Annotated in this window: 15 protein-coding genes; 6 read left to right on the plus strand and 9 right to left on the minus strand. The window is 44.1% G+C overall.

Annotation, left to right across the window (positions count from 1 at the left end; genetic code table 11):
- Window positions 1-232: 232 nt before the first annotated feature.
- Window positions 233-1,297 (plus strand): IS110 family RNA-guided transposase, encoded by a 1,065-nt coding sequence (locus AC5WJX_RS09475; RefSeq protein ID WP_494483982.1) that lies wholly within the window; start codon window positions 233-235, stop codon window positions 1,295-1,297.
- Between the two features lie 78 nt (window positions 1,298-1,375).
- Here the strand turns inward: AC5WJX_RS09475 and AC5WJX_RS09480 are convergent, their stop codons facing one another.
- Complete coding sequence (locus tag AC5WJX_RS09480; protein WP_494484312.1) at window positions 1,376-2,188, minus strand: DUF4249 domain-containing protein; 813 nt, start codon at window positions 2,186-2,188, stop codon at window positions 1,376-1,378.
- A 4-nt stretch (window positions 2,189-2,192) separates the two neighbouring features.
- Window positions 2,193-4,523 (minus strand): TonB-dependent receptor, encoded by a 2,331-nt coding sequence (locus tag AC5WJX_RS09485; protein ID WP_494484401.1) that lies wholly within the window; start codon window positions 4,521-4,523, stop codon window positions 2,193-2,195.
- A gap of 148 nt (window positions 4,524-4,671) precedes the next feature.
- On the opposite strand from AC5WJX_RS09485, the gene AC5WJX_RS09490 reads away from it, so the two are divergent.
- Window positions 4,672-5,724 carry a 2Fe-2S iron-sulfur cluster-binding protein gene (locus tag AC5WJX_RS09490; RefSeq protein ID WP_494484313.1) on the plus strand — a complete coding sequence of 351 codons (1,053 nt, stop codon included), beginning with the start codon at window positions 4,672-4,674 and terminating at the stop codon, window positions 5,722-5,724.
- A 23-nt stretch (window positions 5,725-5,747) separates the two neighbouring features.
- Here the strand turns inward: AC5WJX_RS09490 and AC5WJX_RS09495 are convergent, their stop codons facing one another.
- Complete coding sequence (locus AC5WJX_RS09495) at window positions 5,748-6,428, minus strand: substrate-binding periplasmic protein (RefSeq protein WP_494484314.1); 681 nt, start codon at window positions 6,426-6,428, stop codon at window positions 5,748-5,750.
- A 122-nt stretch (window positions 6,429-6,550) separates the two neighbouring features.
- On the opposite strand from AC5WJX_RS09495, the gene AC5WJX_RS09500 reads away from it, so the two are divergent.
- Entirely contained in the window at window positions 6,551-7,057 is a 507-nt protein-coding gene (locus AC5WJX_RS09500; protein WP_494484315.1) for a 2'-5' RNA ligase family protein, read from the plus strand.
- A 69-nt stretch (window positions 7,058-7,126) separates the two neighbouring features.
- On the opposite strand, the gene AC5WJX_RS09505 is transcribed toward AC5WJX_RS09500, so the two are convergent.
- Window positions 7,127-9,163, minus strand: a complete 2,037-nt coding sequence (locus tag AC5WJX_RS09505; protein WP_494484316.1) for a M13 family metallopeptidase — start codon at window positions 9,161-9,163, stop codon at window positions 7,127-7,129.
- A gap of 250 nt (window positions 9,164-9,413) precedes the next feature.
- Here AC5WJX_RS09505 and AC5WJX_RS09510 point away from each other — a divergent pair, with 250 nt between their 5' ends.
- Window positions 9,414-9,839 (plus strand): organic hydroperoxide resistance protein, encoded by a 426-nt coding sequence (locus AC5WJX_RS09510; RefSeq protein WP_494484317.1) that lies wholly within the window; start codon window positions 9,414-9,416, stop codon window positions 9,837-9,839.
- 97 nt (window positions 9,840-9,936) lie between these two features.
- Complete coding sequence (locus AC5WJX_RS09515) at window positions 9,937-10,167, plus strand: hypothetical protein (protein ID WP_440431245.1); 231 nt, start codon at window positions 9,937-9,939, stop codon at window positions 10,165-10,167.
- Between the two features lie 30 nt (window positions 10,168-10,197).
- On the opposite strand, the gene AC5WJX_RS09520 is transcribed toward AC5WJX_RS09515, so the two are convergent.
- The gene (locus tag AC5WJX_RS09520) at window positions 10,198-10,626 is read right to left on the minus strand and encodes a DoxX family protein (protein WP_494484318.1); all 429 of its coding nucleotides are present in this window, start codon (window positions 10,624-10,626) and stop codon (window positions 10,198-10,200) included.
- A 262-nt stretch (window positions 10,627-10,888) separates the two neighbouring features.
- On the opposite strand from AC5WJX_RS09520, the gene AC5WJX_RS09525 reads away from it, so the two are divergent.
- On the plus strand, window positions 10,889-12,775 hold the full coding sequence (locus AC5WJX_RS09525) for a PAS domain-containing sensor histidine kinase (protein WP_494484319.1): 1,887 nt from the start codon (window positions 10,889-10,891) through the stop codon (window positions 12,773-12,775).
- Between the two features lie 21 nt (window positions 12,776-12,796).
- On the opposite strand, the gene AC5WJX_RS09530 is transcribed toward AC5WJX_RS09525, so the two are convergent.
- The 4 genes from AC5WJX_RS09530 to AC5WJX_RS09545 all read right to left on the minus strand — a co-directional run bounded on the left by AC5WJX_RS09530 (window position 12,797) and on the right by AC5WJX_RS09545 (window position 17,002).
- The gene (locus tag AC5WJX_RS09530) at window positions 12,797-13,771 is read right to left on the minus strand and encodes a chemotaxis protein CheB (protein ID WP_440431251.1); all 975 of its coding nucleotides are present in this window, start codon (window positions 13,769-13,771) and stop codon (window positions 12,797-12,799) included.
- 36 nt (window positions 13,772-13,807) lie between these two features.
- A complete protein-coding gene (locus tag AC5WJX_RS09535) occupies window positions 13,808-14,932 on the minus strand; it encodes a beta-1,2-mannosidase (RefSeq protein WP_494484320.1) in 1,125 nt (374 codons plus the stop codon).
- A gap of 87 nt (window positions 14,933-15,019) precedes the next feature.
- Complete coding sequence (locus AC5WJX_RS09540; protein ID WP_494484321.1) at window positions 15,020-15,373, minus strand: DUF6717 family protein; 354 nt, start codon at window positions 15,371-15,373, stop codon at window positions 15,020-15,022.
- Between the two features lie 96 nt (window positions 15,374-15,469).
- Window positions 15,470-17,002 carry a RagB/SusD family nutrient uptake outer membrane protein gene (locus AC5WJX_RS09545; protein WP_494484322.1) on the minus strand — a complete coding sequence of 511 codons (1,533 nt, stop codon included), beginning with the start codon at window positions 17,000-17,002 and terminating at the stop codon, window positions 15,470-15,472.

The following is a 17,002-nucleotide window of genomic DNA, read 5'->3' on the forward strand; positions in this document are numbered from 1 at the left end:
TTTACTGAGAATTTTAAAAAGGTCAATATATTGTTGTTATGCAAAATGTGTTGGCTGTTCGTGTCAGTTCAGATCGGGCTAGGTAGGCTATATGTTATACCGTAAAAAAGGTTGAACGACACGATTTTATTCTCAGGAGTCTGAACAGTACTTAAGGCCATAACTAGGAGCCTGGATAAAACAAAAGGATAGACGAAGGGGAATTAAGTCGATACGATCTAAATTCTTGATTATGGCTATTACAAAACAATCAGTTGGGATAGATATCTCACAAGCTACATTTACAGTATGTCTGTGTCAGCGTGCAGAGAATGGCGAATTAGCGTTCTCAAAAGTAGTAACCTTTGGCAATGATACTAAAGGTTTTAACCAAATGCTTCGCTGGGCCAAGGGCGCTATCGCCATCGGACCAGAGCTTGTGTTTCTAATGGAAGCCACGGGTGTTTATTACGAAAATTTGGCACACCATTTACATAAAGTAAAGAAAAGGGTTCATGTGGTGCTTCCTAACACCTCTAAACACTACTTTTCGAGCTTAAACATCAAGACCAAGACAGATGCTGTTGATGCAAGGATCTTAAGTCAGCTTGGAGTAGAGCGGACTCATAAGCTTTGGACTCCACCTCCTGCCGCCTTATTACAGCTGAGGAATCTAACCAGATATTATGTTCAGCTACAAGAACAAAAAACTAGCCTTGGCAACATCAAGCACAGTAAGGACGCTTCGCACGATGTTCAAAGCTTCATTCTCAAGAGTAATAAAAAGTTGATTGAAGATATCGACAAAGAAATTGCAAAAACGTTAAAAGAGATAAAAAGGCTTATAGAAACAGACAGCAACCTGAAAGAAAGAATAACAAAGCTGCTCACCATAAAGGGAGTAGGTTTGATTACCATAGCTACTATCCTGGCCGAAACTATGGGATTTGAGCATTTCAGGAATGCTAAACAACTGGTAAGTTATTCAGGCTATGATGTCGTGCAAAGAGAATCAGGAACCTCCATAAAAGGCAAGACCAGAATCTCTAAAAAAGGCAATCGGTACATCAGAAATGCATTGTACTTCCCGGCAATGGTCGCTTGCAGATTCAATCCTGGTCTAAAAGAAATGTATACAAGAATCAATCAAAACAAACCCTCAAAGATGATTGGACAAGTTGCCATTCAAAGAAAGCTATTAATATTGATCTATACTTTATGGAAGAATGATACGGAGTTCATTGAGGGCTATAAACTAAGTAGTCCCAACCCGAAAGTTGAGACTACGCTAGATAGTTCCATAGTCGAACTTCTTTGAAATACAAAAATACTTTTTTGTCTAAAATGTTTGCAATTTATAACAGTACCTTTTATGTTTTATGTCGTTCAGGAGGTCTTATCGTACAACCACATCCTCTGCTTGCACCGTGTGAGCGCTGAAGTAACCCAGCGCACGGTTGCTCCAATTGCTTGGCGGATTGGAAGGGGTAGTAACATCATTAGGGTTACCTGAGGCATACTGTTGTTCCAAAGTTCGCCAGTACGTGTAGATTGGTTCATCAATACTTTGCATTTCTACAGTAACCGCATCTCCGCTTTCGATCTCCAGATCTTCATAGCCCGAAAGAAACAGATCCCGTCTTACGTAACGGCCGTCAGTAAAGAAATCACTGTCTGAAAAGATCTGCCCCACTTTTTTACCATTGAGCACCATCTTGAAAAGGTAAAAGTTCTTCACTTGTGGGGGATCCTGAAAGTTTACTGCAATAGTTTTTCGCACCTCGCTGCCGAAGGTTTGTTCTGTAGCGGAAAGCGAGTCTAAGGGCACATTAGCGGGCATGGTTGAGCTGGCTGTATATTCCTGTTCTTCAATGGCGACCTTCAGCGTGTACCGCTCCCCTGCTGCCCCTGCTAAATCATAGGCCTCGTAAATACCCGGGCCGGCTTCTGTAAAGAAGATCACATTCCCCTTGCTGTCCTGCAGGCTAACGGTGGCACCGGATACCGCCGGAAATTCGTTAGAAGCGTCGAAAGGTACCGTTCTGGAAATCTTCACCGTTTGCACACCCGTGATGTTGGTAAGATTTCCTTCAATGACCAGCTGTGGCTCTGCCTCTTCCAGGTCCAGATCAAGAATTTTCTTACAAGAGGAGCAAACCGCGAGGCACAGGATAAGCATTACAGGAATAAATGCACTGAATCTTTTCATGTGATTAGAATTTGAAGTTGTAGGTTACCGAAGGGATGATACCAAATAGCGCCGTTTGTTCGGCTACCGTTCTGGTGGGATCATTTTCAGCATCCCGGAAATTTATTACATAAGGGTTTTTGTGGTTGTAGGCATTGTATAGGCCAAAGTTCCAGCTGGACTGATAACGTTTGCGTTTTTTGCCTTCAAGCGTTGCGCCAATATCCAGGCGGTGGGTGGCAGGCATCCGGGAGCCATTGCGATCAGAATAATAAAAACGGGTGATGCCATCCAACTGGTACTTGCCGGTTGGGAAAGTAATTGCGTTTCCGGTGCCATAGATGAACGTACCGGAGAAACTCCATCGGTCGTTAAGCTTGTAGATCCCAACCAGGGAGATGTCGTGCGTGCGATCCTGTCTTGATGGAAAGTACCGGCCCTCGTTGATTTCAGCGAACTTCCTTTCTGTTCTGGAAAGCGTATAGCCGATCCAGCCATTAAACCGGCCGTATTTCTTTTTCAGGAACAACTCCATGCCATACGCGCGACCGCTACCATACACCAGTTGAGATTCTACGTTCTCATTAGCCAAAAGCTGGGCGCCGTTCTTATAATCAATTTGGTTTTGTAGCCACTTGTAATAGAGCTCTACGGATAACTCGAATGCATTGTCTTTAAAGTTCCTGAAATATCCTGCCGACACCTGATCCGCAATTTCCGGTTTAAGGTTGTTGCTGCTCATGATGTAAAGATCGGAAGGTGAACTTGCCGTGGAGTTGGAAAGCAGGTGAATATTCTGCGTGTTACGCCCATAGGAGGCTTTTACGGAATTTTCGGGATTGAAGACATAACTGGCGGAGATCCGAGGCTCCAGGTACATGTATGATTTTACAACCTTGCCAGATTCGTAAGTTCTGGAACTGGAAACATCGCCTGCGGCATTGTAGGTATTGAAGGTTCCAGGACCGAACAGGTCGAAGCGGCTTAAACGAAGGCCATAGAGCAAGTTTAGCTTTTCTCCAATACGCCACTCGTCAGAGATATAGGCTGCCGACTCGAGCCCCTTCCGGTCTTCCAGGACCTTCGGATTGAAGCTTGAGTTTGATGTAGCGGAGATGCGGCCTGGCGTGATGGTATGCTGAATAGCGTTGACACCGAAGCGCAAAGTGTGATTGCTGCTGATGTAGTATTGCAGATCTTCCTTGAAATTGAAGTCGCGAATCCTGGATAGCACCCGGAAATCATTTCCCACATCATAGCTCTGCACGGTATAATCGTAATCGCTATAGATCAGCGAGGTATTAGAAAATAAACGACTGTTGAAGATGTGGTTAAATCTTAATGTTGCTGTGGTGTTGCCCCAGTTGGTACCGAACAGGTTCTTCAGCCCGAGTACATCCTTTCCAAGATATCCCGAAAAATACAAAGTGTTCTTATCGTTGAAGTGGTAATTTACTTTTGCATTGAGGTCATAGAAGTACAGCGATGCCTGCTTCAAAGAGGTGTCTGATGAAAGCTTTAAAAAAGCGTCCGCATAGGTCCTCCGGCCACTGACCATGAATGATCCTTTTCCCGAATCTATGGGCCCTTCGACCTTCAACCGGGAGGCAATTAAACCAATCCCGCCCTGCACAGTGTAGTCTTTTGCATTCCCATCTAACATACTGATGTCCAGCGTGGAGGACAATCGGCCACCATACTGGGCAGGCATTCCGCCCTTGTATAAATTAACATCTTTAATGGCGTCTGAATTAAAGGTTGAAAAGAAGCCAAACAAGTGTGAGGCATTATAAACCACCGCTTCATCCAGGAGGATGAGGTTCTGATCGGAGGAGCCACCACGTACATAAAAGCCGGTGTTGCCTTCGCCAGCAGTTTTCACCCCTGGTAAAAGCTGTAAGGTTTTCACCATGTCCTTCTCGCCAAATAAAACCGGAACACTGTTGATCTGGGCCATGTTTAACTTCTCCAGGCCCATTTGTGGACTGCTTACATTCTCATCACGACGACCGCCTGCAGTAATTACAACCTCCTGCAAGTTATTGCCCCCTTTAAGTGAAACGGTAAGCTGCCGGTTCTGGGAAAGATCTATCTCCGTGCTGAAGGTTTCAAAACCTACATAGCCAACCTGCAGGGTGTATTTACCTGCCGGAGCACTAAGGGAATAAAATCCGTAGGAATTGGTCATTGTGCCATTTGCCCTGCCCTCCCCCAGTTTAACCGAAGCGCCGATCAATGTTTCGCCGGTTGCAGCATCTTTAACTAAACCACTGATTGTAAATCGGGTTTGTGACTGCGCAGCGATATAGTTGAGCAGAATACAAAAGAGGATAAGAGGAATCTTCAATTTGGCCATACCAGGCAAACATACGGCTTTATATGAAAGGGTTAGCAGCGGCGCCTGAAAAAATAATCTCTTGATATCCATCGCAAATTGTATTAACAAGGAAACTATTTTTAGAAATCTAAGTTGATAATTGTGTTTATTCCCTAAAATTGCCTTGATGAAATACTTGTCGTTAAAGATTGCAGAAATCAGCCAGCAGCCAGGAGATAACCTGGTCATTAAATTTGAAAAGACAGCCGAAAAAATTGACTATCTGGCCGGGCAGTTTCTGACATTCATTTTCAACATCAAAGACAAAGAGATCAGGCGGTCTTACTCCTTATTTAGCAGCCCAGGGACGGATGAGCCACTTAGCATTGCGGTGAAACTGGTGGAAAATGGAGAGATCTCCAGGCACCTTCACCATAAAACCAGTATTGGTGACGTGTTGACCGCGGTGGAGCCAAACGGAATTTTCACTTACGTTCCTTATCGGAACATTAAGCGCAGGGTGTTTCTTTTTGCCGCTGGCGTAGGGATCACCCCGATATTCTCCATCATGAAGACGGCCCTGCTCGAAGAAAACGACAGCAAGATCGTCCTTGTGTACAGTAATCGATCTATAAATGATACGTTGTTTTATGAGGAAATTCAGGACTGGGCGGCCCGCTATCCTGAGCGATTGAAGGTCATTTACTTCTTTAGTGACGCAAAAAATATCATGAAAGCAAGGCTGAACAAGTTCATGATTGAACAAATCGTTGTAGAGCATATGGAGTATGATCCGCAGCAGGCACTATTCTACACCTGCGGCCCGATCGACTACATGGTAAATTGCCGTATCGTGCTGCTATCCTTGAAATACAGCATTGACCAGATCAAACGCGAAACCTATTATATTCCGGAAGATGAGCTGGACGAAGATGATACTACAGAAAAAAAGATCGCCGATAAAAACACCTACAAAGTCATCCTGGACTGGAACAAAAACACGTATGAAATAGAGGTTCCCTATTATAAACGAATCCTGGAGGTCGCATTAGATCAGAACATCAACATTCCATACAGCTGCACTGGCGGGATCTGTAGCACTTGTACCTCGACCTGTGTGTCGGGTGGTGTTCGTATGGACTACAATGAGGTGCTCACTGATGAGGAGATTGCAAACGGACGTGTGTTACTTTGCACCGGGCATCCGACAGCGAATAACACGAAGATTATCATTGGCTAGTTGGAACTGGCCAGTGTAGGTTGCTAGAGCTGTATTTGGGCAAACCATTTTGCAAATAGTTGCTGATAGACACCATTTTTACGGATGTTATGTAGTACTGCATTGATTTTGCTTTTCAACTTCAGGTCCCCTTTTTTCATCGCGATCGCATACTGTGTATCTGTTTCCGGCAGGAAGGTTCCAATTTTCAGTGTTTTGTGCTTTTTAAGGAAACCTCCGGCAATTGGAGAATCATCGATGAGCAGATCAATGTCGCCAGCAAGCAGGGCATCGTACATTTCACGGTTGGTGTCTAAATGCTTAAGTGTATAAGCAGGATAATGCTTCATCATGTATTTCTCTGCTTCTGCCGCAGCCCTTACACCAATAACCTTGTTTTTAAGTCTGCTCAGATCATCCAGATGATCCCGCTGGTTGATCACGGCACAGAGCCGGAACTGAAGGTAAGGATCGCTAAATTCCAGAATGCGCATCCGGGTTGGCGTAACGGAAACAGCCGAACAGATCAGGTCCAGTTCTCCTTTGTACAATTGCTCCAGTATATCTTTCCAAAGTGATACTTCATACTGAATCTCCAGATCAAGACTTTTGGCAATTATTCTCAACAGATCAACTTCAAAGCCTTCAAAAACTTCGGATTGATAATCTGTATGCATTGGAAAGGGTGCTGCGGAATCTAAGCCGACCTTTAATAATTGCTTCATGCCAATAAAGTTATCAGTTTAGCAGGGAATAGAGAACAAAAAACAACTTTGACTATTATCTAGTATAAAAGAGCTGAAATTACACCTGAATTAAACCGGATCGGCAACCTATCAGAGCAATTATGTCCAAAATATTAATTCTAACGCTGATTATAAACAAAGATGCCGATGAATATTTCACAGCATTGCGAAAACAGCACTTTCCGCAGCATCTAAATTATCTTCGGGCGCATCTTACCTTGATTCATAACCTGCCTGAAAATAAGGAGGTGTATGAATCTGTTAAGGCGTTTTGTGACAACCAGCAAGGCTTTACCATGGAAGTTTCTGAAGTTCGTTCCATTGGGAATGGCGTTGCATTTAAAATTCAGAGTGACACCCTAATGGCCTTACACGCGAAATTGCAGGTCAGATTTAAACCTTTGCTCATCCCCCAGGATCAACAACGCCTCTGGCCCCATATCACCATCCAAAATAAAGTTTCGGTTGCACTGGCAAATAGCTTGACAACACAGTTAAAGGAAGACTTTGTGCCATTTACCATTGAGGCGGAGGGGATCGCAGTTTGGGAATATTTAAGTGATCCCTGGTCTTTATTGCACAACTATCCATTTCAAAAAAAGCACTAAAAAGAAAAGACCCGCTCATTAAGCAGGTCTTTTCAAATGTGATCCATTGATCAGCAATCTACATGCAGATTACCAGATTTTAACACGTTTTTCAGGTGCAAGATATAGGGAGTCACCTTGCTTAACATTGAAAGCAGCATAGAACTCCGGCACGTTACGTACCACGCCATTCACGCGGAAAGTTGCCGGTGAATGTGGATCTGTGCTTACCTGATTTCTCAATGCCTCTGCACGTGCCTTGTGTTGCCAAACTTGTCCCCATCCGATCAGCACCCTTTGCTCCCCAGTGAAACCATCAAGCGTTGGTGCAGGTTTTCCATTTAGACTCGCCTTATACGCTTTCAGCGCAATGCTTAAACCACCAAGGTCACCAATGTTTTCTCCCAGGGTAAAGGCACCGTTTACATTTAGATCTGGAAATACTTTAAAGGAACTGTATTGTGCGACAAGTGCATTCGTACGCTTTTTAAACTCCGATTGGTCTTTTTCCGTCCACCAATTACGCATTACGCCGTTCCCGTCGAACGTACTGCCTTGGTCATCAAAACCGTGTCCGATCTCATGACCAATTACCGCACCGATGCCGCCATAATTTACCGCATCTTCTGCTTTTAAATCAAAGAATGGCGGTTGAAGAATGGCCGCCGGGAATACAATTTCATTCATCGGTGGATTGTAGTAGGCATTCACCGTCTGTGGTGTCATGCCCCATTCCGAGCGGTCTACAGATTTACCAAGTTTGTCAATGTTACGTTTATACTCAAACTCCGTTGCACGCAGGGCATTTCCGAACAGGTCATTTTTTTTCACCTCTAGTTTGCCGTAATCCCTCCATTTATCAGGATACCCAATTTTAGGCGTAAACTTGCTGATCTTATCTAAGGCTTGCTTTTTAGTGTCCGGGCTCATCCAATCCAGTTCTTTGATGCTAGACTCATATGCTTTCAATAAGTTATCAACTAAAGCAAGCATTCTTTCTTTTGCTTCAGGCGGGAAATGTTTTTCAACGTAAAGTTTTCCAACCATTTCTCCTAATGCACCATTTACACTGTTTACCGCGCGGCGCCATTGCGGCATCTGCTCTTCTACACCGTTAAGTGTTTTGCTGTAAAAATTAAAATGTTCTTTGTCCAAAGCCGATGTTAGCAATGTTGCGGATCCATTTAAAGCAGCCCATTTCAGATAGGTTTTCCAATCTTCAAGCGCTGTGTTTTTGATAATGGCATTCAGATCTTTGGTATATTGAACTTGTGTTACCACCAAGCTGTCTGCCTTGCCTACACCTGCTTCATCAAGCATCACTTTCCAATCAAAATCAGGCATTAAAGTATTGAGTTTATTCACCGCATACTTATTGTACAAGGCGACTATATTCCTGGTATCTTCTTTTTTCATGTGTTTAGAAGCCAGTGCTGTTTCCAAGGACATAATCCTGGCAGCTTTGGCCTTTGCATCCGGTATACCTGCAAGTCCAAGCATGTTTTCTACATGGGTCAGATATTTACTTCTGATTTCCGCAGACTTAGCGTCCTTCAACATATAATATTCACGTTCAGGTAAGCCCAGGCCGCCCTGCCAGGTTCCTAACATATAGTTTTTTGGATCTTTAAAATCCTCAGATACGGATAGGCTGAAAGGAACGCTGAAGCCGAGTTTATTAGCACGGGCAAAATAAGCAGCCAGATCAGTTGCATTCGCAATTGCGTCAATCTTTTTGAACTCCTCCTGAAGCGGCGCAAGACCAATAGAATCGCGGCTTTTCTGATTCAGGTATGATGCATAATAATCGCCGATCTTTTGTTCGTCTGAACCATCTTTTGCCTGTGCTTTGGCCGCATTCTCAATGATTGCACGAACATCATCCTGTGCTTTTTCATGCAGAATATAGGCCGCTCCGAATGCAGATTTATCTGCTGGAATTTTTGTATTCTTAATCCAGTTTCCATTCACATATTGCATGAAATTGTCACCGGGATTGGCGGTGGTGTCCATATTGCTCAGGTAGATTCCGGATCCTAGTTTATCAGCGGTTTTGTTGCCGTTACAGGAACCGAGCACAAGCATCGCAGCAGCCAGTGCAGGAAATAAGTGTAGGTTTTTATTCATAATTTCGATTAATAATAAAAGTTTAAGATTTTGATGGCTTTAAATCCGTTTACCTATGACATTGCAAAAGATATATCGTTACAAATGAATTCGATTTTGTCAGGTTTCCTGAATAGTTTTTAAGATTTAACACAAAGTGTTTTTATTTACGTTTATAATATTAACGAATTTAATCAGAATACAAAAAGCAGAAGCCAGGTATTTTTAACCTGGCAGAATGAAGACTGAATAACTGCTAAAGAAAATACAAATGGAAAAAATTGAAAAGCTATATACGGCAACGGCAAGTGCTACCGGAGGGAGAAATGGACATGTTAAATCGTCAGATGGTGTGTTGGATCTGGACGTAAGAACGCCACGTGAATTGGGCGGCAGCGGAGGGGCGCATACGAACCCCGAGCAGCTTTTCGCAGCAGGTTACGCAGCTTGTTTCGACAGTGCTTTAAGTTTAGTTATTCGCACCGAAAAAATACCCGCAGGTGAAACTAAAGTGACTGCAAAAGTCAGCATCGGTAAAAACAGTCAGGGTGGCTTTGGATTGTCAGTAGTCCTGGAAGTTTCGATACCAGGGGTTACGCCAGAACAAGCTAAATCACTGACTGAAAAGGCACATCAGGTTTGCCCATATTCCAATGCAACCAGGAATAACATTGAGGTTGAACTGCTGAACGTATAATTTTTAAAAAAGCTAATTAATTTTGTAGTAAATTACATTGTAATCTAAAACGCATCCTCCTGTTTAAATACTAACTTTGTTTCATTAATCAAGAATTATGGCACGTCCTAAAGCAACACCCCCACCAACAATAGAGGATACTATTGCAAAAAAAATCGAAAGCATTAGAAACGAGATTCAGGCCTTGCAGGAGCAGCTAGACCACTGGGAAAAGATCTCCAACGATTACCAGATTAACAAGTCTACAATCGAGACCATCCTGTCCGTGCACCAGGCGCCAGATCTTTCTGCAGGACATGGTAAATCATCAAAAAAGGCATCTAAATAAGATGCCTTTTTTCTTTTAGTTCAGTGCCGCTTATTGCTTGGAGTGTTCTATGGAAATCACGCCATCACCTTCAATAAGAAAACACAACAACCCAATTAATACAAAACTGGACAACCAGATTTCTGAATATGGTCTTGCAATATCTTCACGTAAGTTGACAAAGAAAACTGCACCGAATAGAATCAACAAGTTCAGCAGACAGACGATTCTGGTTTGGGTACCAACAGCAATCATCAGCCCCCCGAGAATGTGTAGTACGATGATGACATGTGCCAGTAAACTGATGGTTGCAGCTTTACCGAGGCTGGCATCTTTCATTAATGCGGTAAATGCATCTAAATTCGTGGCAAACTGAATTCCTTTCCACATCAGGATCAGGCCAAGAAGAATCCTAAAATAATCAAGCCACTTCGGGTGATGACGATCACCCCATCTTTGGATTTTCGCTATAAGTTCCATACGCTTCACATTTTGGTTTACTTAAATTTAAACAATTGAAATTACAACGCAAGCATAATTTCAATTAAAGTATCTCAAAGACAAACGCTTAGTCTCCAACCATCATAACAAACATCCATCTTACTGGTAAGTTTTCCTGTATTTAGACGAGAAAAAAAATAAAACAATGATTGTGAATTTAATCTTATCTTAATACAATAGCTTCTCCCTTTCTACTCTGCCGGCCCCGCACATTTTTAGCCTCCAAATCATCTGGTACATCATGGAAACAACCTCTACCTTAAATACCTATAAGGCCGTATTTTATCAGATTCCAGCTGCTTGTATTCTGCTAAAGCCAGACCAACCAAGGTTTACAATTGTCGATGTTAATAAACAATTTACAAATCTTCTGAAGTGGCCGAAAGACAACTACATCGGATGTGGTTTTTTTGATGTCCTGTTTTGTAATCCCGAGGATGCTGAAACAAGGGATAGCAGAGCGCAACTGAGCAGTTACTTTCATCAGGCGCTAGACACCGGCCTTGCTATAGATCATGGGACCTTGATACTGGACATTAAAGTAGCTGACTCGGGAACGGCAGCACGTAAATACTGGAACATCACAACTACACCGATCGTAAATGTAAAAGGTAAGGTGGAGTACCTGCTTTGCGTTCCGGTTGATGTCACTGAAAAGCAGGAACTATTTAATCGCGGCATGAAGCTCGAGCGGGCGGCAAAGATTCAGCGTGACTTCTACGAATCGGTGTTTATGCAATCTCCTGTAGGCATTGGAATTTGGGAGGGACCCAGCTTTATTACCCGGATGATCAATCCGGCCTTGGCCCGGTTCTACCAACGTGACAGTGCCTCTTTGATCGGCAAACCCATATTTGAAACCTTTCCAGAATCCAAACTGCTTTGGGAGACCATTATGACAAGTGTTTTCGAAAGCGGGCAGCCTTACACCGGTGTAGAACTGGCGGTGGACCTCCCTAAAAACGGGCATATACAAAGGTCGTATGTGAACTTTGGCATTGTACCTTACTATGAACCCGATGGCAGCATGTCGGGCGTACTAGGCGTCAGTATAGATGCTACCCAGCAGGTTACCTTGCGTAAGGAGCTGGAGAAAAGCGAGCTGATCATGAAAATAGCGGTTGAATCCGCCGGCTTAGGTATCTGGGATTTGGATTTGAGAACACGGGGTGTATTCTCTTCAAGCCACATCTGGATTGCAGGTTTTCCAATGGAGCGGTCGGTTTACCAGCTTGACGAATTCCTCGAACACCTGATTCCTGAAGACCGGAAAAAGCTAGATGATGCACTTAATGGGCCCGACACACATTTCAGCACCGTTTTACGGGCAATTTGGACAGACAAATCCCTGCATTGGATTCAGCTGACCGGAAACATTCTCAAGGACGAAAACGAGCAGCCCATCCGTGTTGTGGGCACAACAATGGACATCACCGACCGGAAAGAACTGGAACAGCGTAAGGATGAGTTACTCAGCACCGTTAGCCATGAATTAAAAACGCCTGTGACCTCGATTAAAGCCATAGCACAACTGCTGGAGCGAAAATTCGAGCCGCTTGGCGACCGCATCACTATCGACCTGATCCATAAACTCGTTAACCAAATCAAGCGGCTAACCAATCTAATTCATGACCTGCTTGATGCCAGCTTAATTGAGGGTGGTAAACTCCAGTTGAATAAGCATCATTTTTTGTTCAATGAACTGCTTGAAGAGGTGATCTCAGATGTTCAGCGCACCACCAACACCCATCAGATTGTATTACAGCAATGTGCCACCATCCAGAGTTTCAGTGACAAGGAACGCATCCGTCAGGTTATTATAAACATGCTTACAAATGCAATAAAATACTCACCTAATGCCGACCAGGTTTTGGTTAGTCTTGAACTAAATGGGAAGTGTATACGCTGCTGTGTAGAGGATTTCGGTATCGGTATTCCCAAAGAAAAAGAATCTCAAATTTTTGAGCGCTTTTACCGGGTTATTGACGACAAACATTCAGGATTTCAGGGGATAGGCATTGGTTTGTATATTTCCAAGCAGATCATCACCCGTTTGGATGGCAAAATATGGTTTGAGGGCAAATCTGATGGCGGAACGATCTTCTGCTTTGAAGTACCGCAGTTTTAGAAAAAACTGCGGTATAGTAGTTTATTCGCCTTGATTGAGGTTTTTCAGCATTGCTTTGAGCCGTTTTACATGCACTTCCAACTGCTCCGCCCTTTCGGTTTTTCGTCCACTGCTATCATGAATTGACACTAATAAGTTGCGTCGCTCTTCCATCATCCGGATGGCTGTCCACAACGATTCTTCAAGGCTTTTTATCTGAAGATCTTCCAGACAAGCCGCGGTGAAGGCATGCCCTGTGAAACAGCGGAAGCGCGGTATCACATCGTGTTCAATCTGATGTAGCGTACCACCACAATCCGGACAGGTCAGGTCTACTGCAGGTCCAAGTTTCTGAAGGTCTTCCGGGCTACTGCTCATTCTTCTCGTGATTTCAGCCTCTATTTTTACGTCTTCAGGAATTTCACCCATGTTACAAGATCTTTTCATAAGCAGGTTATTCAGCAGCGGGCCCATTTCATTAACATTGAGTTGATGGTCCACTTGCATGTTGTTAATTACGCTGAAAGGCATGTTCGGGAACTCCGCTTCCTCCGGACTTTGAACGATGCAAATTCCGCCGCTTCTTTTTATGGCGTACATGCCTGAGGTGCCATCATCGAGCATGCCGGTCAGGATAATTCCAGTAACACAAGCGCCGTATGCCGCTGCAGCAGATCGAAAGAGCACATCAATGGAGGGGCGATAGTGGTTTTCGTAAGCGCCTTTTTGAACCAGGATCTTACCGGTATCAACCATCATGTGGTGATCCGCAGGTGCGATATATACCGCGTGCTTTTCGATAGTCTGGCCGTCAACCGCAACCTGGCAGTGTAGTCTGGTCTGTTTCTGCAGCATCTTGCCAACGATATCCGCATCAGAGTTTCTGGAGATGTGAATGACGATGAAAATGGCTGCATTCAGGTCATCATCAAAGGTTGCGAGCAGCCGTGATACCGCTGCAAACCCACCCGCTGATGCGCCTATAACGATTATATTTAGTTGGTTAGAATCCTGCATGTTTTATATACCCGCAAGCCCTTAAAATTGTTTGAATTACTGAGAACTTACAGCAACAGCTACCCGGGAATCTGCACAACCATAATACAGGAACCACTTCGATTTATAGTAGACCAGGCCTTCGATAAACACAGTTCCATTAGCATACTGGCCTGCTTTTTCATAGTCCATTTCGGGCTTGAAGAATGGTTTATCAAGTCTTTCTTTAACTTTTGTGGGATCCTGAGCGTCGAAGAGCACTTGTCCCGCGCTATACGTTTCAGGTTTAAGTTCCGGATCTCCCACACCTGCTACCCCATTTTTACCGTTGTACAATAATAAAATGCCCTTATCGGTAAGTAAGGCTGGAGGCCCGCATTCGGTTAGTGCACTGTCGAAATATCCATTTCTGGGGGAAATCAGTTCTAATAACTCACCTTTATCATTTAAAAGCGGCTCCCAGTCCACCAAGTTTGTAGAGGTGGCAGCGTAGACATGGTTTTCACCCCAATACATCCAGTACTTGCCATTGATTTTGGTGATCTGTATTTTGTCGTCAACAAGTTTAGTCACGATAGACCCTGACTTGTGGAAGATATCACGGAACCGGCCGTCATAGGCTTTTTCAAATGCGGGACCATGCTTTTTCCAGGTCAGCAAATCTTTGGAAGTTGCTACAGATAGTCGGGCTACTTTACGGTTCCAGGAGGTGTACATCATTACATAGGTGCCATCTGCGGCTACCGCTACTCTAGGATCCTCACAGCCTCCAGGCCAGTCATTCTCCTTCTGATCATCATTGCCGGGATAAAACACGGGTTTATCCCGACGCTTCATGGTCAGCCCATCCGTACTTTCAGCATATCCAATCCGGGAGGTTCTATAACCAATGCCGACGCCAGATTTATCCTCTGCGCGGTAGAGCACCACGATCTTACCATCTTTCACAACTGCAGCTGGATTAAAGGTGTCATTACTTTCCCAGGCTACATTCTTGTTGTCAAGCACGGAATAGAATGAGGTTGTCGAATCTGGAGAGATGATCGGGTTCTGATCCACCCGTTTAAATCCCGACATGGCCCAGTACGGGAGCTGGTCATGCTTCTGGGCAAAGCTGTCTATTCCAGTAAAAAGTGTAAATAAAATAGGCAAGACAATGCCTGATTTAGCGGTTAGTAACATAGTTTATATCGGTTAGATGGCTAGGAACCATCAAGATACAAATCTACTTGTTAATTTTGGACAACAATTTCAGCCTGCAACCTGCCCTTATTGAACTTTTTTGAAATAAATGCGCTCAGGTAACCCTTTAAAAACAAAATTGGTTACTTCGCAGAGCCACAAACGCAGTAAAGTTGTTTCGCCTTCAAAGTTGTGAAGCAGGTAATCGCCTCCCCCACCAAGGTTCAACTCGCGTGCGTGCTCCAAATCCAGCAACTCCGCATGGTCAAAGGGCACATCAGATAACTTAAGCAAACATTCATTGGCAGTTCCGCTAATCAGGTCTAACATGGTGTCGGCACCTTGCACCATTTCAAGGTCTTCCTTGGGGCCTTTCCATCCGGGAAGCTCTACATACCACCGCCCATTCAGTTCTTTATAAAATCTAAAGTTTTGCGTCATGCCCTAAATATAGAACTTGTAGGCATAAGTCAGACAAGCAAAAAAACAGCCCTGCCGGCATTGTAGCAGACAGGGCATAATTGAGGCTTAGTTGATTTATTCGTACCCAGAATTCTGTTTCATTTTAACAGGGTCAAGTTTCACCTCATCAAATGGAATTGGGTAATAACGATCTTTCGTTGAAATATTTGCAAGTTTGGCAATCCCGTAGGAGGCTTGCGGCTTTGCCTTGAAGTAAGCAACCAGTTCAGTCGGTGTAAAAGCCCTAAGCAAGTCGAACCAGCGATGGTGTTCAAAGGCAAGCTCTACCCGGCGTTCATGTAAAATCGCCAACTTCAGTGTAGGATATTCTGCGCTATACGCTGGATTTAAACGGGATGTTGCATAATCAGGCATGCCCGCCCGCTGTCTCACCATATCCAGGTACTGGATAGCAGCAGCATCATTGCCCATCAAGTTGTTCACTTCTGCAAGCATCAGGATCACATCTGCGTAGCGCATTAAGATCCAGTTGTTACCGCCGTAGCCATTAACACCCGCAGCTGCACTGGCGTCACGAAATTTGGTAATAAACCAATCTTTAACACTTGCAGCATTTGCATATTTAATCGAGTAGTCTTTGCGGAGATCCGCAAGCTCATAGTCATTTACAAGATCCAGCTTAACGTTACCCCCAATTCCGGTAGTCACTTTCAAAGAGTTGATCGTTTCCCCCACGGGCTGATTATTGGCGGCAATACTTGAACTGTAGTTCAGATCACCCTGCCTGTTTACGATTTCAAAAATCACCTCCCTGTTTGTGGATTTCTTTTCAACGTCGAAAACATCTGCATAAGGGATTTCCGACAGTGCGCCAAAGCTTTTCATGTTGTAAGCCGCGAGCAGGTAAGTATTCGCTTGTTGCAGGTGCTCCTGTTTGTTCTCCGCCAGGGTCGTTGCCATGGTCAGATAAACTTTACCTAAATAAGCATTAATGGCGGCTTTTGAAACACGTCCCGCGTTTGCAGCAGTTTGTAAGTTGGGAAGTGTGCTGTTCAGGCCGTCCTTCAAGTCGGCAACGATCTGCGCATAAACCTCAGCCTCAGGAACACGGAAGGTCCGTTCAGTCACTTCCTCTACGGTGTTCAACTGTTTGGTCACCATTGGTACATCTCCCCATTTCCGCACCAGCTCAAAGTACATGAGCGCTCGAATAAACTTCGCTTCAGCAGCATAATTTGCTTTGATATCGGGATTGCTGAAGGTGACCTCATCAATGTGGGACAATATCACGTTACACCGCGATATGGCTGCGTATAATGCCAGCCAATGGGTTCTGATATAGGAATTACTTGGCAGTAGAGAGAAGTCGTTGAACTGAAAAGGTTCACCTGCGTTAGACTGATTGTCGTTACGTCCAGTGTCATCAGATCTTTCGTCCGTAAACAACCCGCTGCCCTCGCCCAGCGTATTTCCACTACGTAAAGACTGGTAGGCGCCATTTACCGCAAGTAAAACGTCGTTTTCTGATTTAAAATATTCCCCAACAGCAATCGCATTTGGGTCTGTTTGTTCCAAAAACTCTTTCTTGCATGAGCCTGCAAGCAGGACAACACCCAATGCAAGAGTCGTAATGATATGCTTTTTCAT

Source organism: Pedobacter sp. NEAU-ZC8 (assembly GCF_059278965.1).